This window comes from Terrabacter sp. 2RAF25 (assembly GCF_052115265.1).
Classification (GTDB): Bacteria; Actinomycetota; Actinomycetes; order Actinomycetales; family Dermatophilaceae; genus Terrabacter.
In genome coordinates, this window is sequence record NZ_JBFRGJ010000002.1 from 849777 (window position 1) to 876100 (window position 26324).

Annotated in this window: 27 protein-coding genes; 11 read left to right on the forward strand and 16 right to left on the reverse strand. The window is 71.4% G+C overall.

What is annotated here, in order from left to right; all coding sequences use genetic code 11:
- The first annotated feature begins 381 nt into the window (after positions 1-381).
- Positions 382-2970, forward strand: coding sequence for a replicative DNA helicase (gene dnaB / locus AB4091_RS07170; RefSeq protein ID WP_442291038.1), 2589 nt, complete (start codon positions 382-384; stop codon positions 2968-2970).
- Between the two features lie 25 nt (positions 2971-2995).
- Here the strand turns inward: dnaB and AB4091_RS07175 are convergent, their stop codons facing one another.
- The 3 genes from AB4091_RS07175 to AB4091_RS07185 all read right to left on the reverse strand — a co-directional run bounded on the left by AB4091_RS07175 (position 2996) and on the right by AB4091_RS07185 (position 4387).
- Positions 2996-3523: a hypothetical protein gene (locus AB4091_RS07175; RefSeq protein ID WP_442291039.1), complete on the reverse strand. Its 528-nt coding sequence runs from the start codon at positions 3521-3523 to the stop codon at positions 2996-2998.
- Between the two features lie 134 nt (positions 3524-3657).
- Positions 3658-3894, reverse strand: coding sequence for a hypothetical protein (locus AB4091_RS07180; protein WP_442291040.1), 237 nt, complete (start codon positions 3892-3894; stop codon positions 3658-3660).
- Positions 3895-3973: 79 nt separating this feature from the next.
- Positions 3974-4387, reverse strand: coding sequence for a hypothetical protein (locus AB4091_RS07185; protein WP_442291041.1), 414 nt, complete (start codon positions 4385-4387; stop codon positions 3974-3976).
- A 273-nt stretch (positions 4388-4660) separates the two neighbouring features.
- On the opposite strand from AB4091_RS07185, the gene AB4091_RS07190 reads away from it, so the two are divergent.
- On the forward strand, positions 4661-5209 hold the full coding sequence (locus AB4091_RS07190) for a DUF4396 domain-containing protein (protein WP_442291042.1): 549 nt from the start codon (positions 4661-4663) through the stop codon (positions 5207-5209).
- 52 nt (positions 5210-5261) lie between these two features.
- Here the strand turns inward: AB4091_RS07190 and AB4091_RS07195 are convergent, their stop codons facing one another.
- The 6 genes from AB4091_RS07195 to AB4091_RS07220 form a co-directional block, all read right to left on the reverse strand.
- Positions 5262-6170, reverse strand: coding sequence for a hypothetical protein (locus AB4091_RS07195; protein ID WP_442291043.1), 909 nt, complete (start codon positions 6168-6170; stop codon positions 5262-5264).
- A gap of 63 nt (positions 6171-6233) precedes the next feature.
- Positions 6234-7004 carry a MerR family transcriptional regulator gene (locus tag AB4091_RS07200; protein WP_442291044.1) on the reverse strand — a complete coding sequence of 257 codons (771 nt, stop codon included), beginning with the start codon at positions 7002-7004 and terminating at the stop codon, positions 6234-6236.
- 58 nt (positions 7005-7062) lie between these two features.
- Complete coding sequence (locus AB4091_RS07205; protein WP_442291045.1) at positions 7063-7824, reverse strand: ABC transporter permease; 762 nt, start codon at positions 7822-7824, stop codon at positions 7063-7065.
- Between the two features lie 9 nt (positions 7825-7833).
- Positions 7834-8655 carry an ABC transporter ATP-binding protein gene (locus tag AB4091_RS07210; protein ID WP_442291046.1) on the reverse strand — a complete coding sequence of 274 codons (822 nt, stop codon included), beginning with the start codon at positions 8653-8655 and terminating at the stop codon, positions 7834-7836.
- Positions 8656-8729: 74 nt separating this feature from the next.
- Positions 8730-9542 carry a membrane protein insertase YidC gene (gene yidC, locus AB4091_RS07215; protein ID WP_442291047.1) on the reverse strand — a complete coding sequence of 271 codons (813 nt, stop codon included), beginning with the start codon at positions 9540-9542 and terminating at the stop codon, positions 8730-8732.
- A gap of 81 nt (positions 9543-9623) precedes the next feature.
- Complete coding sequence (locus AB4091_RS07220) at positions 9624-9947, reverse strand: hypothetical protein (protein ID WP_442291048.1); 324 nt, start codon at positions 9945-9947, stop codon at positions 9624-9626.
- Between the two features lie 166 nt (positions 9948-10113).
- Between AB4091_RS07220 and AB4091_RS07225 the strand changes: the two genes are divergently transcribed.
- Positions 10114-10326, forward strand: coding sequence for a Sec-independent protein translocase subunit TatA (locus AB4091_RS07225; RefSeq protein WP_442291049.1), 213 nt, complete (start codon positions 10114-10116; stop codon positions 10324-10326).
- 7 nt (positions 10327-10333) lie between these two features.
- On the opposite strand, the gene AB4091_RS07230 is transcribed toward AB4091_RS07225, so the two are convergent.
- Positions 10334-11527: a RimK family alpha-L-glutamate ligase gene (locus AB4091_RS07230; RefSeq protein WP_442291050.1), complete on the reverse strand. Its 1194-nt coding sequence runs from the start codon at positions 11525-11527 to the stop codon at positions 10334-10336.
- 79 nt (positions 11528-11606) lie between these two features.
- On the opposite strand from AB4091_RS07230, the gene AB4091_RS07235 reads away from it, so the two are divergent.
- On the forward strand, positions 11607-12029 hold the full coding sequence (locus AB4091_RS07235) for an ATP-dependent zinc protease family protein (protein ID WP_442291051.1): 423 nt from the start codon (positions 11607-11609) through the stop codon (positions 12027-12029).
- Here AB4091_RS07235 and AB4091_RS07240 read toward each other — a convergent pair.
- Complete coding sequence (locus AB4091_RS07240; protein ID WP_442291052.1) at positions 11951-13306, reverse strand: MFS transporter; 1356 nt, start codon at positions 13304-13306, stop codon at positions 11951-11953. The two genes, AB4091_RS07235 and AB4091_RS07240, sit on opposite strands and share 79 nt — an antisense overlap.
- Positions 13307-13373: 67 nt before the next feature.
- On the opposite strand from AB4091_RS07240, the gene AB4091_RS07245 reads away from it, so the two are divergent.
- Positions 13374-13940 carry a CGNR zinc finger domain-containing protein gene (locus AB4091_RS07245; protein WP_442291053.1) on the forward strand — a complete coding sequence of 189 codons (567 nt, stop codon included), beginning with the start codon at positions 13374-13376 and terminating at the stop codon, positions 13938-13940.
- Positions 13941-14081: 141 nt separating this feature from the next.
- Here AB4091_RS07245 and AB4091_RS07250 read toward each other — a convergent pair whose 3' ends face one another.
- Both AB4091_RS07250 and AB4091_RS07255 read right to left on the reverse strand, forming a co-directional pair.
- Entirely contained in the window at positions 14082-15077 is a 996-nt protein-coding gene (locus AB4091_RS07250) for an NAD-dependent epimerase/dehydratase family protein (protein ID WP_442291054.1), read from the reverse strand.
- A 78-nt stretch (positions 15078-15155) separates the two neighbouring features.
- Complete coding sequence (locus tag AB4091_RS07255) at positions 15156-15593, reverse strand: MerR family transcriptional regulator (RefSeq protein ID WP_442291055.1); 438 nt, start codon at positions 15591-15593, stop codon at positions 15156-15158.
- A 58-nt stretch (positions 15594-15651) separates the two neighbouring features.
- On the opposite strand from AB4091_RS07255, the gene AB4091_RS07260 reads away from it, so the two are divergent.
- The 3 genes from AB4091_RS07260 (at position 15652) to AB4091_RS07270 (ending at position 18904) form a co-directional block, all read left to right on the forward strand.
- Positions 15652-16548 (forward strand): NAD(P)/FAD-dependent oxidoreductase, encoded by an 897-nt coding sequence (locus AB4091_RS07260; protein ID WP_442291056.1) that lies wholly within the window; start codon positions 15652-15654, stop codon positions 16546-16548.
- Between the two features lie 110 nt (positions 16549-16658).
- On the forward strand, positions 16659-17993 hold the full coding sequence (locus AB4091_RS07265; protein WP_442291057.1) for an aminopeptidase C: 1335 nt from the start codon (positions 16659-16661) through the stop codon (positions 17991-17993).
- 8 nt (positions 17994-18001) lie between these two features.
- Positions 18002-18904 (forward strand): amidohydrolase family protein, encoded by a 903-nt coding sequence (locus AB4091_RS07270; protein WP_442291058.1) that lies wholly within the window; start codon positions 18002-18004, stop codon positions 18902-18904.
- A 27-nt stretch (positions 18905-18931) separates the two neighbouring features.
- Here the strand turns inward: AB4091_RS07270 and AB4091_RS07275 are convergent, their stop codons facing one another.
- On the reverse strand, positions 18932-20080 hold the full coding sequence (locus AB4091_RS07275; protein WP_442291059.1) for an alpha/beta fold hydrolase: 1149 nt from the start codon (positions 20078-20080) through the stop codon (positions 18932-18934).
- An 86-nt stretch (positions 20081-20166) separates the two neighbouring features.
- Entirely contained in the window at positions 20167-21300 is a 1134-nt protein-coding gene (locus AB4091_RS07280) for a glycoside hydrolase family 76 protein (protein ID WP_442291060.1), read from the reverse strand.
- 56 nt (positions 21301-21356) lie between these two features.
- On the opposite strand from AB4091_RS07280, the gene AB4091_RS07285 reads away from it, so the two are divergent.
- Positions 21357-22601, forward strand: coding sequence for an RNA polymerase sigma factor (locus AB4091_RS07285; RefSeq protein ID WP_442291061.1), 1245 nt, complete (start codon positions 21357-21359; stop codon positions 22599-22601).
- Positions 22602-22675: 74 nt separating this feature from the next.
- Positions 22676-23776, forward strand: coding sequence for an SGNH/GDSL hydrolase family protein (locus AB4091_RS07290; RefSeq protein ID WP_442291062.1), 1101 nt, complete (start codon positions 22676-22678; stop codon positions 23774-23776).
- 12 nt (positions 23777-23788) lie between these two features.
- Here the strand turns inward: AB4091_RS07290 and AB4091_RS07295 are convergent, their stop codons facing one another.
- Complete coding sequence (locus tag AB4091_RS07295; RefSeq protein ID WP_442291063.1) at positions 23789-24673, reverse strand: DUF429 domain-containing protein; 885 nt, start codon at positions 24671-24673, stop codon at positions 23789-23791.
- A gap of 229 nt (positions 24674-24902) precedes the next feature.
- On the opposite strand from AB4091_RS07295, the gene AB4091_RS07300 reads away from it, so the two are divergent.
- Complete coding sequence (locus AB4091_RS07300) at positions 24903-26300, forward strand: sigma 54-interacting transcriptional regulator (protein ID WP_442291064.1); 1398 nt, start codon at positions 24903-24905, stop codon at positions 26298-26300.
- Positions 26301-26324 lie beyond the last annotated feature (24 nt).

Here is a 26324-nt window from a genome sequence, read left to right on the forward strand (position 1 = left end):
GTTACCCACAGGCCGTGGACGACCGTTTGCGCAGGTCACACCGCACGAGGCGTTGTGACCCGGGCCACACGTGCACAGTTGTTCACACACGTTGTCCACACCTGTTGACGGCGTGTCGGCGACGTGGGTCCCCAGGTTGTCCACAGGCCGTCTTGTGCGCGGGTGGGCCCGGGCCTAGGTTTGCACGGTGCTCCTCGGGGAGGGCGGTCCGGCGGGTTTGGTAGGGCCCGCCGCCGGCCCTGTCGGCGCCGCGTTGTCTACTGGTGTGGACCGAGGTTGCACCGCTGTCATTCACTCACGCACCACCCGTGCATGACCTCATGCACCACTCACGCACCACTCACGCACCACTCAGGGGAACTCTCAGGGGAAGGGGAGCACGTGTCGCTCGACGAGCTGAGCACGAGCGCTTTCGCGTCGTCGTCGACCCGTGACGGCGGCCCGCCCGACGACCGCCTCCCCCCGCAGGACGTCGGCGCCGAGCAGTCCGTGCTCGGCGGCATGCTCCTGTCCAAGGACGCCATCGCCGACTGCGTCGAGCAGCTCAAGGGCACCGACTTCTACCGCCCCGCGCACGAGCTCATCTACGACGCCGTGCTCGACCTCTACGGCCGCGGCGAGCCCGCTGACGCGATCACCGTCAGCGACGAGCTGACCAAGCGCGGCGACCTCGGCCGCGTCGGTGGCCAGGCCTACCTGCACCAGCTCATCGCATCCGTCCCCACGGCCGCCAACGCCGGCTACTACGCCCAGATCGTCGCCGAGCGCGCGGTGCTGCGCCGCCTCGTCGAGGCCGGCACCCGCATCGTCCAGCTCGGCTACGCCCAGGGCGGCGGCGACGTCGAGGACATCGTCAACGCCGCACAGGCCGAGGTCTACGCCGTGGCCGACAAGCGCGGCGGCGAGGACTACCACGCCATCGGCGACATCATCGAGGCGACGGTCGACGAGATCGAGGTCGCCTCAGGCCGGTCCGGCGAGATGACCGGTGTGCCAACGGGATTCACCGACTTCGACGCCCTGACCAACGGTCTGCACCCGGGCCAGATGATCGTCATCGCCGCCAGGCCGGCAATGGGAAAGGCCTTGGCCCTCGACACCCCGCTGGCGACGCCCGCCGGCTGGACCACCATGGGAGAGATCGCGGTCGGCGACTTCGTCATCGGCTCGGACGGGCGCCCCACCCGGGTGGTCGCCGCGACAGAGGTGATGCTCGACCGGCCTTGCTATGAAGTCGAGTTCTCGGACGGCTCAGTGCTCGTCGCCGACGAGCAGCACCAGTGGCTGACGCGTTCGCGAGCCGAGCGCCGCGCCAACAGCTCGGGTTCGGTTCGCACGACGGCGGAACTGGCGATGTCGGTGCGGACCGAGACTGCCGAGGCGAGACTCAACCACTCTGTCGAAAACGCGGGTGCTCTCCAGCTCGACGAGCAGCTCCTCCCGGTCGCCCCTTATGTCCTGGGGGCGTGGCTCGGTGATGGCACCAGCGCCGGAGCCTCGATCACCACAGCTGATCCCGAGATGGTGATGCGCCTGGAGGCTGAGGGTCTCGTCGTACAGCCTCTCGCTGCTGCCATGCGTTACTCGCTCCATCTTCCTGAGGCGCCGGTCGCGGCACGGGAGTGCGTCGTGTGCGGCGAGCAGTTCGTGCCTCTCACCTCCCAGGTGAAGACCTGCGGCCGCTCATGTGGCGGCCGAGCCAAGGGTCTCGGCGGCGCCGATGCTCGTCCCACTTGTCCAGATTGCGGTGCGACGTCATCGGGCCTCCGTCGGTGCCAGTCCTGCCGCGAGGACCACGGCACTGTCACTGCCCTCCTGCGTGGCCTCGGGGTCCTTGGCGACAAGCACATCCCTTCGGCCTACCTGCGGGCGAGCGAGCCCCAGCGTCGCGACCTGCTCGCGGGTCTGCTCGACACCGATGGCACCGTGACCAACGGCGGATGCGTGCAGTTCACCGTGACGAACCGTGCTCTCGCCGAGGGAGTGCGTGAGCTCGTCGTCAGCCTCGGCTACCGCTGCAGCATCGCGACTCGCGCGGTCAAGGGTCGATCGGCTGAGTCCTCCACCGCATACAACGTGAACTTCACGTGCGATGACGACGTCTTCTGGCTGCCGCGCAAGGCGCTGCGGCACAAGGAGCTCCGGCGCAAGACCGTGACCCGACGGTCGGCCCGGTTCATCACGGCTGTGCGTCAGGTCGAGTCTGTCCCGGTGCGCTGCATCGAGGTGGCGGCCGACGATCACCTGTACCTGGCCGGCGACTCGATGATCCCGACCCACAACTCCACCATCGGGCTCGACATCGTGCGGTCGGCCGCGATCAAGCACAAGATGGCCGCGGTCGTCTTCTCGCTCGAGATGAGTCGCACCGAGATCACGATGCGACTGCTGTCGGCCGAGGCGGGCATCCAGCTCCAGCACATGCGCAAGGGCACCATGCGCGAGGAGGACTGGACCCGTCTTGCCTCGACGATGGGCCGCGTCTCCGACGCCCCGCTCTTCATCGACGACTCGCCCAACATGTCGCTCATGGAGATCCGTGCCAAGTGCCGCCGGCTCAAGCAGCGCGAGAACCTCAAGCTCGTCGTCATCGACTACCTCCAGCTGATGAGCTCGGGCAAGCGCGTCGAGTCCCGTCAGCAGGAGGTCTCCGAGTTCTCGCGTGCGCTCAAGCTGCTCGCCAAGGAGCTCGAGGTCCCGGTCATCGCGATCTCGCAGCTGAACCGTGGTCCGGAGCAGCGCACCGACAAGAAGCCCGCCATGAGCGACCTCAGAGAATCGGGCTCGATCGAGCAGGATGCGGACATGGTGATCCTGCTCCACCGCGAGGCGGCCTACGAGAAGGACTCACCTCGTGAGGGCGAGGCCGACCTCATCGTGGCCAAGCACCGAAACGGTCCCACCGACACGATCGTCGTCGCGTTCCAGGGCCACTTCAGCCGCTTCACCAACATGGCCAACAACTTCTGAGCCGCTGCACGGCCGCGGCGCCTGCTCACCAGTCGGCGGGTCGGATGTAGTCCGCTGCAGGTCGGCCGAGCCACTGCGTCACGCGCATCGTCAGGTCGAGATCCGCGAACCGGGCGGTGCGCAGGTTGGTCAGCCTGCTTGGCGTGCAGTCGATCTCGGCGGCAAGCTGGGCCCACGTCAGCCCTTCCTGGCGACGCCGCTCATTGAGATCAGCGTGGAGCTCGCTCAGGTCCCACCTCAGGCGACGCCCGGCACCTGCCCGCGGCAGCGTGGTGTCACCGACGTCGACGACCGGGCCGGTGAGGAAGTCCTCGGGTGCTTGGTCGAGCCATCGCAGCATGAACAACGCGTACTGGCACGACGTCTCACCCCGCCCGCCGAGCCGGGACACGGCGCCGCCGCACAGCGGGTGGTCCATCAGCTCGGCATTGAGCTCGGACGACTGGTCCCACAGCTCGTCCGCGAGCTCGTACCAGGACAGTTCACGATCGAGGCGTCCTGCGTCCACGACCCCGAAGAATCGTGGGAAGTTGAAGCGCGGCAGCGCGGCCATGAGCACCAGCGTAGGACTCACGAGCCGCGCACGGGGAGCTCCGCTTCCCTCTCCACCGGGTCGGTCGCTGTCCCCCAGGGGGCGCGCCGCTCGGGCGCGCCCCGTCGGAAAGGCGGTGAGTTCGACCGACCGCCTCAGGCCTCTGGAAGGGCGGCGAAGGCTGCCTTGGTGTCGCGGTACCAGCCCATCGACTTCTTGGGGTGCCGCCAGCGTGCCTTCATGGCATCACGGGCGTCCTGGTGAGAGGCGTCGCCGGCCTTCACGGCCTCCCTGAGGTGGCGGTCCTGGGACTTGATCACGGCGTCGGCGTCGGCGCCGGTGTGCTCGAGGTCGCAGGCGCCGCCCAGGGCTCGGCAGGTCATGGTCTTCATGTCAGCTCCTTCGTCGTCGTGCGCTTCTGGTCTGATGACGATCGTGGCCGAGAGAATGTGACACCGCCTGTCGGCGGCCCTACTCGGGTCGTGCCCTGAAGGTCCGCCGCACCGCCCACAGCCCCAACGCGATCAGCACGAGCGAGGGCACGAGAAGGGGGGAACGCCAGGGCTCGAAGGCGCCGTAGCCGCTGATCGCCACGGCGGCGCCGGCCAACAGCCCGGCACCGGTGAAGAACTCGAGCACACCGAGGACGACGTGCAGTGGGCCGCCCGGCGACCGGAAGCTGAAGAGGGCGGCACAGGCGAAGGCGAGGCCGACGGCCATGATCGCGAGCCCGGGTAGGAAAAGCGCCGTCTCGAGCTCGGCTCCGGGGGCCTGGCTCGCGACGACGAGGAAGCCGCCGAAGGCGAAGCCTGCGGCACCCACCACGAGGTGCCCGACACCGAGCACGACGTCGCGCGGGTGTGACGAGGTGCTGTCCATGTTCAAGAGAAGCACCATCCGGCCGGGGTGGGCGTGAGTAGGCATACTTCGCACCGTTGAAGAAGACATCGGCCGGGATCGGGAATGGCCGACGGGACGACTGTCGTTGACATCTTCGCGACGCATACCCATGGGGGGTATGCTGGGCGAATCCCGACGGAGGCACCAGCCATGAACGACACCTCGCGAACCGCACACGGGGCGCAGCACAGTCACCACGCAGGTGCGAGCAGCGACAGTCAGGGTGGGCACGACCACCACTCCGTCGGACTGGCGTCGATGGCAGCCAGCGCGACGCTCCACTGCCTCACCGGGTGTGCCATCGGCGAGATCCTCGGACTGATGATCGGAACCGCGATCGGGCTCGCCACCGGCGCGACGATCGTCCTGTCCGTGGCCCTGGCGTTCCTCTTCGGCTACACGCTCTCAAGCCTCCCGCTCCTGCGGACGGGGTTGACCTTCGGCGCGGCCCTGCGCCTCGTCCTCGCGGCCGACACCGTCTCCATCCTCACGATGGAGGTCGTCGACAACCTCGTCGTGGCGGTCATCCCCGGGGCGATGGATGCCGGCCTCGTCAACGCCGTCTTCTGGGTGAGCATGGCGATCTCGCTCGTCGCCGCCTTCGCCGCGGCCTACCCGGTCAACCGATACCTGCTGCGACGCGGCAAGGGCCACGCTCTCACCCACGACCACCACGGCTCGCCCGCACCGGTGACCGGGGCCCGTCGCTTCATCCCCGAGCTGTCGCCGGTCGCGCTGGCATCCGCGATCGCGTCGTTCATGCTCGGCGGGTTCGTCGTCTCGGTCGCCGACGGCTTGATCCGCTAGGCCCGACGCACCTCTTGCGGGTCACCGAGCCGGGCTCCCCCGAGCCGGAGGGTCAGCGCGCGGCGTCGACGATGCGCCGACGGACCTCGCGCAGCGCCGTCGCTACGGTGTCCGAGACCCGCTCGCCGTCGGTGAGCCAGTCGACCAGAGCGGTGTCGTCGCGCGTCAGACCTGACCGGGCGTCGGCCACGGCGGCGGCCATCAGCGCCCCGGCGCGGGGCACGGGCGAGGACTCGCCGAGCGCCTCGTCGGCCCAGGCGTCAGCAGCCTGCACCAGCTCGTCGTCGACGTGCGCTCGCCGGGCGGACGCCAGAGCGGCGGCAGCGGCCGGAAGTGCACCGACGGCCTCGGCGTCGGCCACGGACGCCACCTCGCGCACCAGCTCGTCGAGGTGGATCGCGAGCAGCCACGACGGCATGCCCCGGGCGGCGAGCACCCGCGCGAGCCACTGGACCTGTCGGACGGCGCCGGGTGCGTCGAGCCAGGCGAGGGACACGAGCCAGGCCGAGTCGGTGGTGGCGAAGCGTGACCCGCGAGCCCCGTAGCGCGCGCCGTAGTAGGGCATCGAGTCGATCGACCGCTGCGCGGCACGCACCGCCGCCCGGAGAAGCGTTGCGTCCGTGATGATCTCGTAGCCGCCGGCGTCGGCGTTGACGACGGCCGCGTCGGCGGGCAGGCCCTCCGCCCGCCGGACGAGGCCGGCGACGACGTGGTGCTCACCCTCCGCGACCAGCTCGCTGACGCGCTTCAGGTCGGCGCTGGGGGCGTCGGGTGCGGTGAGCTTTCCGTCGAGCGCGAGTCGGAGCACGTCCGCGTCCGTCGACCGGGTGGCCACGACGAGGCGCTCGACCCCGACGACGGCGGCGAGGACCGCAGGGTCCTCGAGCGGGCCGGTGAGGGTACGGTCCACGTGGTCGAGCAGCAGCTGCCGCGCCTCGTCGGTGGGTCCGGGACCAGTCATGGCAGACATTCTGGCGGTCCGTGCGTCGCCCGTCTCCCAGCGCCCCGACGGCGCGGCCCACGCTCAGGCCGGCTCGAGCCGCCGGATGTCCGTCCAGCCCGTCCAGCCGCGCTCCTCGAGCAGCTCGAGCAGGCGTGCCGCGCACGGGAAGGACTCGACGAAGGCGGCGTCGAGCAGTGCGATCAGCTCGGCGCTGACCGGGTGCACGTCCTCGAAGTCCTGCGCCTCGGCGGCAGCGGCCTCGATGAAGGCGCTGACCCGGTCGGCCAGCGCCGGCAGCCGCGGGTCGTCGGGTCCGCAGTCGACGAGGTCGCCGATGTCGAGGTAGAGCCGGCGCAGCCCCTCGTGCTCGAGCTGGAGCTGCTTGATCTCCATGAGGTCGGCGACCGCCTCGGGCATCTGCGCGGCGATGAGGATCCAGCTGTCGCGCTCGACCTCGATGAGCCGCTGCGGGAAGCCGAGCTCGCGCATCCGGTCGACGTAGGCGACGGCCTCGGGTGGCAGGGTCAGGCTCTCGCCGGCAGCGAGCTTCGCGATGCGGTCGCGGTGCCGCTGCCGCTCGCGGATCTCGGCCCGCAGGCGGCGGTCGATCTGCTCGACCGCCGCCGCGAACTCCTCGGCTCCCGCGTCGAGCAGCTCGCTCACCCGCGACAGCGGGACGCCCGCGTCGGCCAGCGTGCGGATGCGGACGAGCTGGACGACGGCGGCCGCGTCATAGCGCCGGTAGCCGGACTGGTCGCGTCCGGGCTCGGGCAGCAACCCCTTGGCGTGGTAGTGCCGCACGGCGCGCACCGTCACGCCGGCGTACGCGGCCAGCTGGCTGATCGTGAGCATGGGCCCATTGTCCTGACGCGCCGGTGAGATGGCGTATGCCGTGTGACCGGGCACGTCGTCAGGCGACCTTCGCGCGGTAGGTGCGCATCGCGAGGAGATAGGCGACGAGGAGGAGGCCCACGCACCAGGCGAGCGCGACCCACACGCCGCCGCCGACGGGCTGCCGGGCGAACAGGTCGCGGATCGTGTCGACGATCGCGGTGACCGGCTGGTGCTCGGCGAACCACCGCACCGGGCCGGGCATGCCGGCGGTCGGCACGAACGCCGAGCTGATGAACGGCAGGAAGATCAGCGGGTAGGAGAAGCCGCTCACCCCGTCGACGGACTTCGCGGTGAGCCCCGGGATCACGGCGAGCCAGGTCAGCGCGAGGGTGAAGAGCACCATGATCCCGAGCACGGCCAGCCAGGCGCCGATGCTCGCGCTCGAGCGGAAGCCCATGACGAGGGCGACGAGCACGACGAGGGCGACGGAGATGAGGTTGGCGACCAGCGAGGTCAGCACGTGACTCCAGAGCACCGAGGACCGGCTGATCGGCATCGACTGGAACCGCTCGAAGATGCCGCCGGACACGTCGGTGAAGAGCCGGAACGCCGTGTAGGCGATGCCCGAGGCGACCGTGATGAGAAGGATGCCCGGCAACAGGTAGTTGACGTAGGACTCGCTGCCCGCGTTGATCGCCCCGCCGAAGACGTAGACGAAGAGGAGCAGCATCGCGATCGGGGTGATCGCCGTGGTGATGATGGTGTCGGGGCTGCGCAGGATGTGGCGCAGTGAGCGCTTGAGCAGCACGGTCGTGTCGCTGAAGAAGTGGGTCGTCATCTCTGGTCCTCAGTTCGTGGCGGACGCGGACGTGGCGGGCGTCGACGTGGCGGGTGTGGAGGTGACCGGCTCGGCGGGATCGTGGCCGATGACCGCGAGGAAGATCTCCTCGAGCGTCGGCTGCTTCTCGACGTACTCGATCTCGGCGGGCGGCATCAGCGCCTTGAGCTCGGTGAGCGTGCCGTTCGCGATGATGCGGCCCTCGTGGAGGATCGCGATCCGGTCGGCGAGGTGCTCGGCCTCGTCGAGGTGCTGGGTGGTGAGCAGGACGGTCGTGCCGCGGCCGGCGAGGGCCCGGACCGTCCTCCACACCTCGAGTCGCGACTGCGGGTCGAGGCCGGTCGTCGGCTCGTCGAGGAACAGGACGGGCGGGTCGCCGATCAGGCTCATCGCGATGTCGAGTCGGCGCTTCATGCCGCCGGAGTAGGTGCCGGCCCGGCGGCCACCCGCCTCGGTAAGCCCGAACCGCGCGAGCAGCCCGTCCGCGACCCGTCCCGGCTCGGCGACCCGGCGCAACTGCGCGACGAGCACGAGGTTCTCGCGGCCGGTGAGGATCTCGTCGACGGCGGCGAACTGGCCTGTGAGACTGATGGACTCGCGTACCTTGGCCGGCTCGGAGCCGACGTCGTGACCGCTGACGCAGGCCGTGCCACCGTCGGCGGTGAGCAGGGTGGCGAGGATCTTGACGGCGGTCGTCTTGCCAGCGCCGTTGCTGCCCAGCAGGGCAAAGATCGACCCCGCGGGCACGGTCAGGTCAACCCCTCTGAGCACCGCGGTGTCGCCGTAGGACTTCGTCAGTCCGGCGATCTCGATGGCGTGTGTCGTTGTCATGAGACGAGCGTGCAACCCTGACGCAACGTCAAGGTCAAGCCTCTTCCCCGAGGGTTCTCGAGGCACCTCGGGAGTCAGCGACGAAGGGCTGCCGCCGGCGAACCCGGGGTCGGCGCGACCCGCGTGATCACGGCCTGCTGCGCGAACGTCCAGGCGTTCGTCAGCACCCAGTAGACGAGCAGGCCCGCGGGCACGAACGCGGCGCCGACGAGCACGCCGCTCGCCGACAGCCACGGCATGGCCCGCTGCACCGACACCATCGCACCGGGCTGCCCGGTGAGGTCGGTCGCCGGCAGCACGAGGAAGCGCTGGGTCGCGAAGGCCAGGCCCGCGGCGACCAGTGCCAGCGCGACGAGCACGAGTCCGCCCGGCAGGTTGGTGGCGAGCGTCGTGCCCACCCGACTGGTCAGGTGCAGGCCGACGACCGACGCCGCCCCGGCCGAGGCGACCAACCCGGCGTCCAGGGCCCCGACACCGTGCCCGGACGCGAGGTCCGACACGACGCGGTAGAGCGCGTAGACGAGCGGCAGCTGCAGCAGCATCGGTGCGAAGCTCCACGACGAGACGCCGTGTTCAGCGTGGATCTCCTTCTGCGCCAGACGCATACGTTGCAGGCTCTCGAGGTCACGCCGACCGGCATACGTCTGCTGAAGGGCTCGCAGCTGCAGTGTGGCGCGCGCCCGCGCGTGGGCAGAACGGACGCCGTGGACGACGAACGGCAGCAGGGCGACGCGCACGGCGACGACGAGAAGGGCGATGGCAAGCGGCCACGCGCCCGCGGAGCCCGGCGCCAGGCCGAGTGCTCCAGCGACCGTGTGGGTGGCCGCGAGCACCGAGGCGGCGGCGGAGACGACGGGGGACAGCAGGGTGGACAGCAGGTCAGGCATGGGACTCCTCGGGCCCGGCATGGTGGCCGGATGGCAGGTGCGACAGCGGGGCTGAGCCCGGGCCGCGCACGCGCGCCCGGGTCAGCGCCTGCCGGGCGCCCGAGGTCGTTGCGGACGGCTTGGAGCGTCCACGGAGCACCAGTACGCCGTCGGGGCGTCGACGTGCTCGCGCCGGCTGCCCGGCCGGGCCCGGACGGCGTGCACCCGCACGGGGACGTGGGCCGTGCGGCCCAGGGTCGCGACCAGCGCCGCGGCCGCAGCCGTGGCGACGAGGGCCTGGAGCGTGAAGCCGCCGAGGGCGGCGCTCGCAAGGACGAGCAGGAGCGTCGAGGCGGCGAGCACGGTGACGAGCGGGACGGCGGCGAACCGCTGGGGGAGACCTGTGGACCGGGTGCGGGAAGCCATGCCGTCACTCCTTCGCTCGTCGGGTGCTCTCGTGAACGCTCTCACCCAGCACAGCGAACGACGCTCCCGGTTGGTTCCCAGCCCGCACACCGGCCGCTCCCACTCGCCGGGCCTACGGTGCCCCATCGACACGCGTCCGCGGGGCGCCGTCCTTCAGGAGGTTGCCATGGCTGATCTCGGAGGTCCGGAGATCCTCGTCATCATCATCGCCGTCGCGCTGCTCTTCGGGTGGAAGCGCATGCCCGACATGGCCAGGAGCCTCGGTCGGTCGGTGCGCATCTTCAAGTCCGAGGTGGACCAGCTTCGTACGGGCGAGCTGCCCGAGGCGAGTGCCGCGCCGACCCCGATCCCCGAGCCGACGCGTACGCCGGAGGACTGATCGCCCCTCAGACCACGGTGTGGATCGGCTCCGTCGGGAGCCTGCGCACCTTGGCCCGGCGGCGACGACGCTGCGGGATCATCGAGCGCATCTCCTCGAGACGGCCGAAGCAGAGCAGCCGGTCCTCGGCCTCGAGCACGACCCGCCGCCGCGGGTTGGGGACGACGCTCGTGCCGCGGTGCAGGGTGAGCACCTGCAGGTCGCGCTCCTCGAGGCCCGACTCACCGATCGTCTTGCCGATGATGTCGGCGCCCGCGTGGACGACGAGCTCGGCGACGCCGTATCCCGTCGAGACGGTCAGGCGCTGGCGCACGTCGATCTCGGGGAAGGCCACCTGTCCGGCGATGTGGTCGACGATCGCGCCGGCGATGTCGAGGTTCGTGGCGCGCTCGATGCCCTCGAGGCCGGGGGAGGAGTTGACTTCCATGACGAGCGGTCCCTCGTTGCCCTCGAGCATGTCGACGCCCGCGACACGCAGCCCCATGATCTGGGCCGAGCGGACCGCGGCCTGCTCGTACTCCGGCGTCAGCTCGACCGGCTCCACGGTGCCGCCCCGGTGCACGTTGGAGCGGAACTCGTCGCCGTTGGCGCGGCGGCGCATCGCGGCGACGACGCGGTCGCCGACGACGAGGGCGCGGATGTCGCGGCCCTTGCTCTCGGTGACGAAGCTCTGGATGAGGACGTTCTGCTTCGTGCTGTGCAGCGTCTCGATGATCGCCTCGGCGATCTTGATCTCCGGGGCGAGGATGACCCCGATGCCCTGCGTCCCCTCGAGCAGCTTGATGACGACGGGCGCACCACCGACCCGCTCGATGGCCGGGATGACGTCGGCGCGGTTGCGCACGAACGTCGTCGCCGGCATACCGATGTTGTGGCGCGAGAGGATCTGCGTCGCGCGAAGCTTGTCGCGCGCGTTCGCGATGCCGTTCGCCGTGTTCGGTGTGTAGACGTCCATCTGCTCGAACTGGCGCACCACGGCCGTGCCGAAGTAGGTGATCGAGTTGCCGATGCGCGGCAGGATCGCGTCGTAGTCGGACAGCTGGCGCCCGCGGAACTGCAGGTCGGGCTCGGGTCCGGTGAGGTCGATGGCGAAGCGCAGCGTGTTGAGGACTCTCACCTCGTGGCCGCGGTCGAGCGCTGCGGTGCGCAGGCGCTGGGTCGAGTAGGCACGCGGCGCGCGCGAGAGGATCGCGAGTTTCATGCAGAGGTCCTGCCAAGATGGGCGGGTGTCTGGGCCGGCCTATTCAAGCACCCATGTCGGGTGGAGGGAGTGGGTCGGTATGCCCGGTGTCGGGCTGCCGTGGGTCAAGGCGAAGATCGACACCGGCGCCCGCACCTCGTCACTCCACGCCGAGGAGGTCGAGGAGTTCGAGCGCGACGGCCGACCCTGGGTGCGCTTCACCGTGCACCCCTGGCAGGACTCGTCGGTCGACCCCACCGTCGTCGAGTGCCCCGTCCACGACCGGCGCAAGGTGCGCTCCTCGAGCGGCCACGTGCAGCGACGCCTCGTGATCCGGGTCGACCTGCGTCTCGGTGGCCGCACGGTCCCCGCCGAGGTGACCCTGAGCAAGCGCGACCGGATGGGCTTCCGCATGCTCGTCGGTCGTGAGGCGCTGCGCCAGGGCTACGTCGTCGACCCCGACCGGTCGTACGCCGGGGGCAGGCCGCCCAAGGACGTCCGCCGCCGCAACCGCGGGCGCTGACCCGGCTCGGTCGCGGAGCGCACGACTGCCGCGGTGAGCAGGGCCGCCGCACACGCCGCGAAGGGAGCCCCGGGGCCGTATGCCGTGCCGAGCGTCGTGAGGATGCCCGGCGCGACCGTCGTGGCGAGCCCCCACGTGAGACCCAGCACGGCGAGGTAGGTGCCCCGGCTGCCCTCCGGGGCCAGCGTGCCGGCGCGGGCCATCATCGTCGAGATGACCAGCAGGCCGCCGACGTCGAAGACGGCGAGGCCGGCTGCGAGAACCAGCGGCTCGGTGGCCAGGGCGAGGAGACCGAGACCGAGTGCGGCGGTGACCTCGCCGCTGAGGATGACTCCTCGATCGCCGGCGCGACGTCGCAGGGCGCCGACGAGCCAGGCGCCCGGGACGCTGGCGGCAGCGCCCGCGGCGAGCACCCAACCGGTCACGGCCGGGGACAGGCCGCGCTGCTCGACGAGGAGCGGCACCCCGAAGACGACGACCATCGTGACCGTCGCGGCGACCGTGCCCAGGGCGACGACCCGGCGCAGCCGGCGGTCCGTCAGAGCCTCGACCCACCGCTGGCGCGAACTGGGCACTCGACCGGACGTGACGTGTCGGGAACTGCGCACTCGACCGGGTGGCACGTGTCGGGAACTGCGCACTCGAACGGGTGGCGCGTGTCGGGAACTGCGCACTCGACCGGATGAGGGTCCACCCCCAGCATCGAGTGCCCACTTTCCGACGGGCTCGCTCTGGTCGAGTGCCCAGTTTCCGACGAGGAGTGCGCAGGCCAGGCAGGTTGCTGCGTCGACGACGAAGAGCCAGCGCAGGCCCAGCCCCGCGACGGCGGCCGCGACGAGTCCGGCGAGTATGCCGGCCAGGGCGAGCGAGGCGTTCAGTGCCGAGTAGGCGAAGGCTCGGGCATCCTCTGGCACAAGGTCGCTCACGAGGGCCTGGGTCGGGGGTTCGACGATCTCGTAGGCCAGTCCGAGCAGCGCGGCACCGATGAGTGCCCACGCGTACGTCGGCGCCGCGGCGATCACGAGCTGGGCGGACGCGCAGCCGGTGAGGCCGATGAGCATCGTCGGCCGGTGTCCCCACGCGTCGGCGAGGTGGCCGCCGAGGAGGCGCGAGGGGATGGTCGCGACGCCGAAGCAGGTGAGCACGAGTGCGGTGCCTGCGGGCCCCGCCTCGAACTCGCGCAGCAGCAGGACGCCGAGGAAGGCCATCGAGAAGCCGCCGAGCCGGTTGACGCACCGCGCGAGGATGAGCACCCACAGCTGCGGTGGCAGACCCATGTCGTTCCTGACTGTCGAAGTAGGCTTTGGCAGTTACGACCCTAGGAAGGAAGAGGTGACTGGTCAAGTGCGTTTCGACAGTCACATTGAACGGCTGCTCGAGGTCTCCGTCGCCCTCGTCAACATCGTCACGCCCGGCGACGCTCGGGGAGCGGCCTACGAACCGCCGACGGGGAAGGCGCTCGTAGACGGCATCGCCGAGGCGACGTCGCAGCCCGGCAAGCCCTCGTGTCCCACCGAGTCCCAGGCGTTGTCGCTCGTCGACGTGGTGCCGTCCCTGCGGGCCGTCTTCGTCGCAGCGGAGCGCGACGACCTGGCTGCCGCGGCCGCTGTGGTCAACGAGCTGCTCGAGGCGACGGGAGCTCGGCCGCGCCTCGACGCCGACGAGTCGGGCCGCCACCAGCTGCACTTCCACGGGCCCGACGACGGCTACGTGAGGGGGTGGCAGGCCGGGCTCGCGTCAGGTCTCGCGGTCGCGCTCGGCAGCGACCTCGGCGGACGGCTCGGAGTGTGCGCCGCCCCGGTCTGCGATCGCGTCTACGTCGACGGGTCGAAGAACGGCACGCGTCGGTTCTGCTCGCCGCAGTGCCAGAGCCGGGTCAAGGCCGCCGCCCACCGCGCCCGCACCCGCTGACCCCGCCGTCAGGTGACGGAGCGTTCTCTCGATCAGAGGGGCAATCGAGAGAACGCTGCGTCGGTCACTGACCCGAACGCGAGCGTGACGGAGCGTTCTTTCGATCAGAATCCAATCGAAAGGACGCTGCGTCACCTGCTTTCAGGTCCTTGCGTCGTGGGCGGCGAGGAGGCGGGCCTCCGCGTCAGCGTCCATCGGGCCGCCGCCGCGGTTCGTCGGGCGTTCGGGCAGGCCTTCGCGCTGGAGCCAGGCCCACGTGTCCGCCACGGTCTCGGCCATCGGGCGCGGGCTGAGCCCGGCGGCCAACGCGGCCGACACGTCGCAGTCGTGCAGGCCGACGTACTCGCCGGTCGGTGGGACCCAGATCGGCAGCTCGGTCCACGGGGAGACCTCGGCGGCCGCGACGGTCTCGGGTGTCACCCAGACGAGGTCGGCGTCGCTGCCGGTCACCGCCTTCACCTCGTCGAGCAGCCGGCCCATCGTCGTGTGGCCCGTCGGGCTGACCGTGTTGAAGATGCCGACAGGTCGCGACCCGAGGGCCCAGTCGGCGATGTCGCGGCAGTCGACGTACTGGAGTGGACGCTCGTGCGGGCCGGGCACGGGGACGCGACCGCCGGCGGCGATCCGATTGAGCCAGAACGGCATCCGGCCGACGATCTCATAGGGGCCGAGGATCAGCCCCGCCCGCGCGATCGCGATGTCGCCCTCGAACTCGGCCTGGACCGCGAGCTCCCCGCCACGCTTGGCCGCGGCGTAGTCGGCACCGTCGGTCGAGGACGCGTCGCCGTCGACGACGGGTGCGCTCTCGTCGGCGCCGGGCTCGAGCGGCCACGTGTAGACCGAGCGCGACGAGATGTAGGTGTAGTGCGGCGCGCGGCCGCTGAGAAGCCGGGCCGAGGTCTGCACCGCGACGGGGGCCGCCGACCACGTGTCGACGACCGCGTCCCACTCGTCGTCGCCGAGCGCGGCTCGCATGGCGTCCGGTTGCAGGCGGTCGGCGTGCCGGGCCTCCGCGCCCGCGACCGGATGCCCGGTGAGGCCGCGGGTCAGGGTGGTCACCTCGTCGCCGCGGGCGATCCCGGCCTCGACGAACGCGCGACCGACGTGGTGGGTGCCTCCGAGCACGAGAAGTCTCATGCGCCGATCTTGGTGCGCGGGGCGTGGCAGGCCAAGCGCCTTCGCTCTCGACGTAAGCCCCGTCGGCGCACCACTGGGTCAGTGCCAGTCGGTGATGTGGGCGGTGTCGGCGCGGCCCTCGGTGAGGTCGGCGACGTGCTGGGCGAAGCGCGGGCACGCGACGATGTCGTGGGCGCGGCACCTCAGGGCGTGCTCGGTCATCTCGCGCGACCTCTCGATCGAGCGTGCTCGCTCGTCGAGGTCGCGCAGGTGCGCCTCGAGCACCTCGTGCCGCCCCTTCGCCTCGCCGTCGAGCAGCACCCCGATCTGGTCGAGGGTCATGCCGGCGGCCTTGTTGCGCACGATGACCGCCACTCGAACGAGGTCTCCGCGGTGGTAGCGACGGTAGCCCGACGCGTCGCGCGACGGGGCCAGCAGACCGAGTGACTCCCAGTGCCGCAGCACGTTGGTCGGCAGGTCGAAACGCGCCGCCAGCTCGCCGACGGTCCACACCTGGTCACGATCACTTGCCTTCATCCCAACATGAAGGTACACGCTCGATCCTGAACAACGACAACAACAGCTGGGAGACACCGTGCACACCGACATCGCCATCATCGGAGGCGGCCCCGCCGGCCTCCAGGCCGCCCTCTCGATCGGCCGCATCCACCGCGACGCGGTCCTCTTCGACGACGGCAGGTACCGCAACGCCACTGTCAGCCACATGCACAACGTCGTCGGCAACGACGGCACCCCGCCCGACGAGTTCCGCGCCCTCGCGCGAAAGCAGCTGGCGGCATACGACACCGTCAGTGTGCGGGAGGAGCGGGTCGAGTCGGTCGAGGAGGTCGACGGCACGTTCCACCTACGAGTCGCCGACGGCACCACCCTCACCGCGTATGCCGTCGTGCTCGCCACGGGCGTGCGTGACGCCCTCCCGGCGGTGCCCGGTCTCGAAGACCTCTGGGGTGACCTCGTCGCGCACTGCCCGTTCTGCCACGGCCACGAGCTCTCTGGCGGGCGCATCGGCATCGTGGGCGCCGCGATCGCCCCGCACATGAGCGCCATGCTGAGGCGAATCGCGTCGGAGCTCGTCGTGTTCTCCGACGGCGAGCCGCTGCCCGAGGACTGGGACGCCCGTCCCGAGGTGCGGACCGAGCGACTGGTGTCGGTCGAGCGCCACGACGGCGGAGTGCGCGTGACCCTGGAGAGGCCGGACGGCGAGCGGTCGCACGACCAGGTGTCAGGGCTCTTCGTGAAGCCGACCATGACCCAGTCGGCACCGTTCGCCGAACAGCTCGGCCTCGCGCTCAACCCGTCGGGCTGCATCCGCGTCGACGAGTTCGGCCGGACCAGCCGACCGGGCGTCTTCGCCGGTGGCGACCTCGCCCACCTGCCCGCCTACCCGATGCCGATGGCGTCGGTGACCATGGCAGCCGCCGCCGGACAGGTCGCGGCGTCCGGGGCGATCATGACGGTCCTCTCGCGTTGAGCCTCATGCGCCGGTGCGCCTGGTGCGCCGGATGAGCGACCCCGCGGGCGCGAGGGGGCCAGGGGTGCGGCATACGATGCCAAGACCCCGAGAACTCGAAGGAGTGGCAGATGCCCCGCGACCTCGCCCAAGACCTCGTCGAGCGCCTCACGAAGGCGTTCGAGGCCGACCCCACCGCCCGCATGCTGCAGAACGCCGTGACGACGACCTCGGTCGACGACATCGCGCTCGACCGTCGTGTCGTGACGAGCATCGACCACTCGGTGTCGAACCTGCTCGACGACTGGTCGGCCACCTCGCAGGAGAAGAGCGGCCGCTGCTGGCTCTTCGCTGGCACCAACCTGCTGCGGGCCGGTGCGCGACAGACGCTGAACGTCAAGGACTTCGAGTTCTCGCAGAACCACCTGCTCTTCTGGGACAAGTTCGAGAAGGCGAACCACTGGCTCGAGTCGATCATCGCGACCGCTGACCGCGATGTCGACGACCGCACGGTCGCCCACCTGCTGGCCACTCCGGCCGAGGACGGCGGGCAGTGGAACATGTTCGTCGCGCTCGTCGTCAAGCACGGCCTCGTGCCCAAGGTCGCGATGCCCGAGACGAAGAGCTCGAGCAACACGCGCCTGATGAACCGTGACCTCAGCACGATCCTGCGCCAGGCCGCGCGCGACCTGCGAGCCCAGGCCGCGGAAGGTGCGTCGGAGAACGACCTGCGCGAGACGAAGGAGCAGGTGCTCGGCACGGTGCACCGGCTGCTGTGCATCCACCTCGGCACGCCACCCGCGTCGTTCGTGTGGCAGTGGAAGGACACCGACGGCGGCTTCCACCGCGACGGCGAGATGACGCCGCTCGAGTTCGCGGAGAAGTACGTGACGGTGCCGCTCGAGGACTACGTGTGCCTCGTCAACGACCCGCGCACGACCAGCCCCTACGGCCGCACCTTCACGGTAGAGCACCTCGGCAACGTCGTCGGTGCGCCGCCGGTCACCTACCTCAACGTCGAGCCCGACCTCATGAAGTCGCTTGCGGCACGGGCGATCGTCGGTGGCGAGCCGGTCTGGTTCGGCTGCGACACCGGGCAGATGTCCAACGCCGACCTCGGCCTCTGGGATGCCGGCCTCTTCGACCGGGCCGCCGTCTACGGCACCGAGCCGAGCCTCGCCAAGGCCGACCGCCTGCTCCACCACGAGTCGCTCATGACCCACGCGATGCTCTTCACCGGCGTCGACCTCGTCGACGAGGCCCCGCGGCGCTGGCGCGTCGAGAACAGCTGGGGCACCGAGAAGGGCGACAAGGGCTTCATGACGATGAACGACGGCTGGTTCGCGGAGTACGTCTTCGAGGTCGCCGTGCGCCGCGACGCCCTTCCGGCCGAGCTGCAGAAGGCCCTATCCCAGGAGCCGATCGTGCTGCCCGCGTGGGACCCGATGGGCGCCCTCGCCGGCTGACGTCACGCGTGAACCCCACGACAGCCGGCCCGGCGACGGATGCCGACGTGCCGGCATACGTCGGTGCGCTCGGCCTCCCCGGTCTGGCAGACGTGCACGTGCACTTCCTGCCCGACCCGATGCAGCGCAAGGTCTGGGCCTACTTCGACGAGGCCGAGTCCCACTACGGGACGCCGTGGCCGATCACCTATCGCACCGACGAGGCGCAGCGCCTGGCGACGCTGCGCGAGCTCGGGTTGCGGGCGATCCCTTCCCTCGTCTACCCGCACAAGGCGGGCATGGCGGGGTGGCTCAACGACTGGTGCGCCGAGTTCGCCGCGCGCGTGCCCGACGCCGTGCACTGCGCGACGTTCTATCCCGAGCCGGGGGTCGGTGACCTCGTGGCGGCGGCGCTCGACCGCGGGGCGCGGCTGTTCAAGCTGCACGTGCAGGTCGGTGACTTCACCCCCGACGACGAGCGTCTGGACCCGGCGTGGGCCCGGCTCGAGGCGGCGAGGGCGCCGGTCGTCATCCACGCCGGTTCGGCGCCGATCCGAGGCACGCACACCGGCCCGGCGGCCGTGCGCGAGGTGCTGCGTCGCCACCCGGACCTCGTGCTCGTGGTCGCCCACCTCGGCATGCCCGAGTACCACGAGTTCGCCGACCTCGTGGACGAGTTCGCCGGTGTGCACCTCGACACGACGATGAGCGGCACCGACTTCACGAACCGCTTCGCGCCCTTCCCCGACGGCTACGTCGCGCGGCTCGCGACCCTGCGAGACCGGGTCGTGCTCGGGTCGGACTTCCCCAGCATCCCCTACCCGTACGCCCACCAGCTCGACGCCTTGGCCCGTCTGGGTCTCGGGGACGATTGGATGCGGGCGGTGCTGTGGCACAACGGCGCTCGCCTGATCGGTCTGTCCGACCGCTGAGCGGCCGGCGCCTGCGGAGCGCCCAGGTCAGGACAGGTGCTGTCGCAGGAAGGCCGCGGTGCGGCGGATCGAGGTGTCCCACTGCGGTGACGTCAGGGTGTGCCGACCACCCGGGTAGACGTAGAGCTGGACGCTCTTGCCCTGGGCCCTGAGCGCTGCCACCGACTCCTGCGACCAGGCGATCGGGCAGTCCTCGTCGGCCGTGCCGTGGTGGATCAGCAACGGCTCGGTGATGCGGCCGAAGTACGTGCGTGGGCTCGTCGCCGCCCACCTCGTCGGCTGGGCCTCCGGAGTGCCCAACCGTGCGATGACGGCGCGGGCGGCACCGGCCCGGGACGCGTCCCGGCGCACCCACTTGTTGAAGTTGTCGACCGTGTCGGAGCTCACCGGTGCGTAGGCCACGGCGGCGCGGAAGAGCCCCGGGCGTACGACGAGGGCGTTGTAGACGACGCCGCCACCCATCGAGCGGCCGATGAGCGCGACCCGCTTCGGGTCGACGAGCGAGGACTGCTTCAGCGCGAGACCCGCGTTGATCGCGTCGATCGTGTAGCCCGCGCGGAGCCTCGCGTCGTTGCTCGGGTCCTTGCTGGACTGGGCGTGGTTGCGGTAGTCGATGTGCAGGGTGACGTAGCCCTGCCGGGCGAGGTAGTCGCGCTCGCGGAGCATCGTCTCGCCGTTGGTGTAGACCGCGGGGTCGACGTAGCCGTGGGCCAGCACGACCGCGGGGAACGGCCCCTTGCCCCGCGGCACGTTGATGCGGCCGGAGATGGTCAGCCCGTTGCTCCGATAGCTCGTGAAGAACTGCCGGTACGCGCTCGTGCTGCCCCCCTCTGCGCCGAGCCTCAGGCCGCCGCCCTCGAACGTCGTCGCGATGAGCAACGCGATCGAGGCCGGGTCGGGTGCGGCCCGGGCGAGGGGAGCCGGGCCGGGTGACCGGGGGCGTGCGGGTCCGCTCGCCTCGGGTATCGACCGCGTGGGCTCGCCGGCCGGTGGGGTCGCGGGGACCGACGACGTGGCCGGCCCGCTGGATGCCGTGTCCGACGTGGTGGGCCTGGGCTCGGGCGAGCCACCACCCGTGTCAACGGTCGGCCCGCTGCTGCTGCAGGCTCCCGTCAGCAGGACGACGGTGAGGCCGGCGGTCAACCCGGCCCGGATCCTGGCGGTGGTGGATCGCACGGGGCGCACCCTCCGAGTCTCACCCCGGAGCCCGACGATTCCCAGCCCACTCCCAGTCTTCGTGCCCGATCCGAGACCTACCGCTCTCAAGACAGGGTGGCTGCGGCCTCGAACACCGTCCAGGCCTGGAGCTGCGGCGACAGCTCGAGCGGTGGCTCGGGAGCGCGGCCGCCGGCCCGGAGGGGGAAGACCGTGGGGTCGCGTCGGCCCGAGATCGGGAGGCCGCCCCGGCCGCGCCAGAGAGCGTCGGCGGTGTCGAGGACGAGGCGCCGGGCGACGTCTCGGGCGTCGTCGGGCAGACCCGAGCGGGGGACGGCGGCCAGGGCGAGGTAGCGCACCAGGATGCCGGTGAACAGGCCGCCGTCGCCCCCACCGTGGGTCCGCAGCACCCGGGCGCCGTCCTGGTCGTCGGTCAGGTGCGAGTCGACGGCGGCGACGAGTGCTGCCGCGCGGTCGAGGCTCTGCGCGTCCCCGAGCGTCACGAGCGCCCCGAGCGTCGTGCCCTGGTTGTAGGACCAGACGTCGGGGACGAGCACCTCCGCGCCGGACCGGAGGCGTATGCCGTCCTGCACGAGCCCGCTGTCGGCGGACCACAGGCGCGCGTAGAGCCAGTCGACGAGGCGCCGGGCCTCGTCGGTGTCGCCGAGACGCGCGAGGTGCAGGGCGGCCGGACCGGTCGCGGGGCTGTTCTTGAAGTCGCGGTCGCGGCTCCAGAAGAGGCCGCCGCCGAGGTCGTCCGTGTGCGCTGAGCGCAGCTGCTCGGTCAGGTGCCGGTCCGCCGAGCGGAGGCGACGTTGCCGCGACCGGCGGCCGATCTCGCCGTGCAGGGTCCCGAGCCGGCCCGAGGCGAGGGCGAGCCAGGCCATGTCGTCGTAGAAGTCGTTGACCCACCGGGCGCGGTTGCGCAGCCGGATCGTCGCGAGCAGCCGGTCTCCCTGCCGGGCACGGCGTTCCGCCCCGGCCGGGTCGCCTGTGCGCAGGCCGCGCAGGCCCGCGTCGACGATCGCGTCGAGGTAGTGCGCCTGCCACCAGTAGTGCCAGACCCCACCGAGGCCGCCGAACCGGGGACGACCGCCCACAGGGTGCGAGATCTGCGCGAGGTGGGTCCACGGCACACGGCCGAGACGGCCACCGAACAGTGCCTGCACCGAACGTTCCGCCTCTGCGGCTCGCTCGTCGAGGGGGCCGGGGGCGCTGGTCGGCGTGCTTGCGGCTGACACGCTCCGGACGTTATCGCGTGTCCCGGTCGTGACCCTGACTGTGCGAGGGTCGGACCGTGGAGACGACGGGTCCGGCGTTCACCGACGAGCTGTGGCGCAGCGTGACGCCGCAGGTCATCGGAGCGCTCGTTCGTCGCTACCGGGACTTCGAGCGCGCCGAGGAGGCCGCGCAGGAGGCGCTGCTCGCGGCGGCCGCGCAGTGGCCCGAGGAGGGGGTGCCGGACGACCCCAGGGCATGGCTCATCCGCGTCGGCTCGCGCCGGCTCATCGACGGGCTGCGCAGCGACGAGGCTCGGGTCCGGCGCGAGGTCGCCGACGCGAGCAGGACGCCGGATGACGAGAAGGTCAGCCCGCCGCCGGACGCCGACGGGGCGCCTGGGGTCGACGACACCCTGACGCTGCTGCTCCTCTGCTGCCACCAGGTGCTGACCCCGCCGGCACGGATCGCCTTGACCCTCCGAGCAGTCGGCGGTCTGACCACGGCGCAGATCGCCCACGCGTTCCTCGTCCCGGAGGCGACGATGGCGCAACGGATCAGTCGCGCCAAGGCGAGCATCCGCGAGGCCGGGTCGCAGTTCCGGATGCCGCCTGCCGCCGAGCTGCCCGCCCGTCTGAGCGAGGTGCTCCACGTGCTCTACCTCGTCTTCACCGAGGGGCACACGGCGAGCAGTGGTGACGCGCTCGCCCGGGTCGACCTGACCGCCGAGGCGATCCGCCTGACCCGGCAGGTGCACGCACTGCTTCCCGACGAGGGCGAGGTGACGGGTCTGCTCGCGCTCATGCTGCTCACCGAGGCGAGGCGGCCGGCCCGCACGTCGCCGACGCGTGAGCTCGTGCCGCTCGCCGAGCAGGACCGCTCGCTCTGGCTCGCGGCACAGGTGCGCGAAGGCGTCGAGCTGGTGACCGATGCGCTCACCCGGACACGGCTCGGCCCCTACCAGGTGCAGGCGGCCATCGCGGCGGTCCACGACGAGGCGACCACCGCGGCCGACACGGACTGGGCGCAGGTGCTCGCGCTGTACGACGTGCTCGAGCGGCTCGCGCCCGGTCCCGTCGTGACGCTCAACCGAGCGGTCGCACTCGCCATGGTCGAGGGCCCGGACGCCGGACTGGCGCTTCTCGCCGACCTCGACGGCGACAAGAGACTGGCCCGGCACCACCGGCTGCACGCCGTGCGCGCCCACCTGCTCGAGCTGCGTGACGACACCGACGCTGCTCGTGAGAGCTATCTGCTCGCAGCGCGGCTCACCACGAGCGTCCCCGAGCAGCACCACCTGCGTCGCAAGGCCGACTCCCTCTGATCCTCGCGCCCGCGTGACCTCCGCGGGGACGGGCTCGTTTCCCGACGAGACCGTCCCGGACGAAGGAGTCCCACGTGCCGCGCCCGCCCCGCCCCGTCGTCGTCCTCGCCACCGCCCTCGTCGCGGCGGCTGCCCTCCTTTCTGCCGGCCCGGCCGACGCCCTGACCCGGGCACCAGCTGCGGGCCCAGCCCAGAAGCAGGTCGTCCAGCTGGGCGACTCCTACTCGGCGGGCAACGGCACGGGCAGCTACGAGGAGCGCAGCTGCTACCGCTCCCCACGCAACTACGGCAGTCAGGTGGCGGCGTCGATCGGTGCGTCCTACGTCGACCGCGCGTGCAGCGGCGGCGTGATCGCCGACATCCTGAAGCCGCGTGACGTCGGTGACGCATCCGCGAAGTCCGCCACCTACTCCATCGACCCGGCGACCTATCCCGACCAGCGGGCCGAGTGGCTCCGCCGGGCACAGACCGAGCGGCTCTGCGGCGTGCCTGCGCAGCCGGACTTCTCCTACCGCTACACGTTCGTCGCGGGCGCGGGTGCCGGCAGCCTCTACACCGGCACCGTCTCGTGCCAGCTCGTCGTGCACCCCCAGATCGACGCGGTCACGCCGGCCACCGACCTCGTCTTCGTCACCATGGGCGGAAACGACCTCGGCTTCTCGACGATCGTGACGAACTGTCTCGTGCTGCGCGACCCGTCGAGCTGCCGCGACACGCTCGAGTCCGCGCGCGCCAACGCGCCAGCGATGGTGGAGCGCGCGAAGGACGCCCTCCGGGCCGTCGAGGCCCGCTCGGGTGGGCGCGCCGAGATCTACCTGCTCGGCTACCCGTACCTCGTCGACACCGAGAGCTACGCCATCCCGGAGGTCGCTCCGACCTACGACGCAGGCGCCGCGCTCAACGAGCTGCAGCGCTACGGCGACCAGCTGCAGGCCCGGGGCGTCGCCGAGCTCAACGCCGAGCCCGGAGCCGACCGCTACCACTTCGTCGGCACCGTCAAGCAGGCGTGGGGCGGTCACGCCCACGGTCTCGACCCGCACGTCGTCGCCGACAACTCGAACGCCTGGCTCGTCCCCGTGGGCACGCCGGGCCGCGACGTCGCCGAGTTCGTCCACCCGACCCAGCCGGGCTGGGACGCGACCGCGGGAGCCCTGCGTGCGGCCGTGGGCGGCTGAGCCACCCGCCCGTCAGGCCCAGATCGCAGCAGGTATGCCGTCCGAGAAGACCTCGGGCGGGTCGGGCAGCGGGTGCGCCAGCCCCTCCGCGTGACGCGCCGCCGTCCACGCCACCGCACAGGCGTCGAGCACGTCGTCGGCGGCATACCCCTGGCCCTCGAGCACCGATGGCCGTGGCAGACCCGCGTCGGCCAGGGCGCTGAGCCGTTGCGCGCGTCCCTCGTCGGTCTTCTTGCTGGCCTTGATCGGGGCGCCCGTCATCGTGGCGAACGACAGCTCGGGATGCACCTCCAGCACGGTGACCATCGGGCGCGTGCGCACCCACGCGTCGACCTCGACGATCTTGTCGCGCAACGCGAACGCCTGCGCCCCGACCCCCTGGCCGACGAGGCCGCGGTTGACGGCGTCCGCCTCGGTCCGCGTCTCGGCGAGGTAGGCGGCCCTCGTCAGGGTCGAGAAGATCGATGACGACTTGCCCGGCAGGGCGTTGCGGGCGAGCTGGTCCGCGCGTCGGATCGTCTTGTCTGGCAGGCCGATCGGGATGTCGATGCCCACGACGCGGATGCCCAGCGTCTCGCGCACCATCGCGACGAGCTCGGCGATGGTCGGGGCGACCACGACCCGCGGCCGGGGCGCGCCGGGCTCGAGCACCGCACCGACCCAGCCGGCCCTGCAGCCGTCCACCCCGAGCACCGGTGCCGCCACCTCGATCGGCGGCAGGTTCGGCGCGGGCACGCTGCTGGACGCAGCGAGGGCTGCATCCAGACGCGCGAGCGCTCGGGCCGCCTCGGCGTACGCCGCCGGCACCTCGCCCACGCCCGCCGGTGCCGACTCGCCTGCAGCCAACAGCTCACCGGCGAAGTCGCGCAGTCGGCGGCGCCAGGCCTCGATGTCCATGCCCCCACCCAACCAAACCGGCGAGCGCAGGACGCGTACCGCCGTGGCGAACACCCCACGTCACTGTTGCGCCCCACGCAACAGTGACGTGGGAACGACTCCTGGTCACCTGGCCAGGTGACCAGACGGATCGGCTACGTCAGTGCTGCGTCCCACGCAACAGTGACGCAGCCACCTCCGGGTTGGACGGCCCTTCGACACCGTCGCAACTCGGACGTAGCGTGAGGCAATGAGCCTCCCCGAGCCGGGTCGCCCGGCCACCCTCGGAGAGCTGCGGGCCACCGGCCACGTCCACCGCAGCGTCAAGAGCGAGATCCGCGAGAACCTGCTGGCCCGGCTGCGCGCCGGCGAGGACGCCTTCCCCGGGATGGTCGGCTTCGAGGACACCGTGCTGCCCGAGCTCGAGACCGCGCTCCTCGCCGGTCACGACCTCGTGCTGCTGGGCGAGCGCGGGCAGGGCAAGACCCGACTGATGCGCACGCTCGCCGGACTGCTCGACGAGTGGAGTCCGGTCGTCGAGGGCTGCGAGATCGGCGACGACCCTCACGAACCGTCGTGCGTGCGCTGCCGCCGCCTCGCCGCCGAGCTCGGCGACGACCTGCCCCTCACCTGGCGCCACCGCACCGAGCGCTACACCGAGAAGCTCGCGACCCCCGACACGAGCGTCGGCGACCTCGTCGGCGACGTCGACCCGGTCAAGGTCGCGCAAGGACGCACGCTCGGCGACCCGGAGACCGTGCACTACGGCCTGGTGCCCCGCAGCAACCGCGGCATCTTCGGCCTCAACGAGCTGCCCGACCTGGCCGAGCGCATCCAGGTCGCCCTCTTCAACGTGCTCGAGGAACGCGACATCCAGATCCGCGGCTACTCGCTCCGGCTGCCGCTCGACCTGCTCCTGGTCGCGACCGCCAACCCCGAGGACTACACCAACCGCGGCCGCATCATCACCCCCCTCAAGGACCGTTTCGGCGCCGAGATCCGCACCCACTACCCGTCCGAGGTCAGCGACGAGGTCGTGCTCATCGCGCAGGAGTCCGCGCTCGTCGCCGACGTGCCCGAGCACCTGCTGGAGGTGATCGCACGCTTCACCCGAGGCCTGCGCGAGTCGGCCGCCGTCGACCAGCGCTCCGGCGTCTCGGCGCGCTTCGCCATCGCGGGCGCCGAGGGAGTCGCGGGGTCGGCGCTCCGCCGCGCCGCCAGGGTCGGGGAGGCGTATGCCGTCGCGCGCGTGTGCGACGTCCCCACCGTCGTGCCCACCCTCCTCGGCAAGGTCGAGTTCGAGATGGGGGAGGAGGGTCGCGAGCGCGACATCCTGACGCACCTGCTGCGGCTCGCCGTCGCAGAGACCTACCGGTCCCGCCTCGCCGGCCTCGACCTCACCGGCTTCACCAACCTCTTCGCCGACGGCGCCGTCGTCGAGACGGGCGAGCTGGTTCCGGGCGCCGACCTGCTGGCCCAGGTCGGCCCGGTGTCCGGCCTGTCCAAGGTGCTCGACCGTCTGGGTCACGGCGACGACGCGACGCCCGGGCAGGTCGCGGCCGCCGTCGAGTTCGTGCTCGAGGGGCTGCACCTGACCCGCCGCATCGACAAGGACAGCGTGGCCGGGCGCACCGTCTACGGAGCCTGACCGGCGCGACGCCCGTCTGCTTCG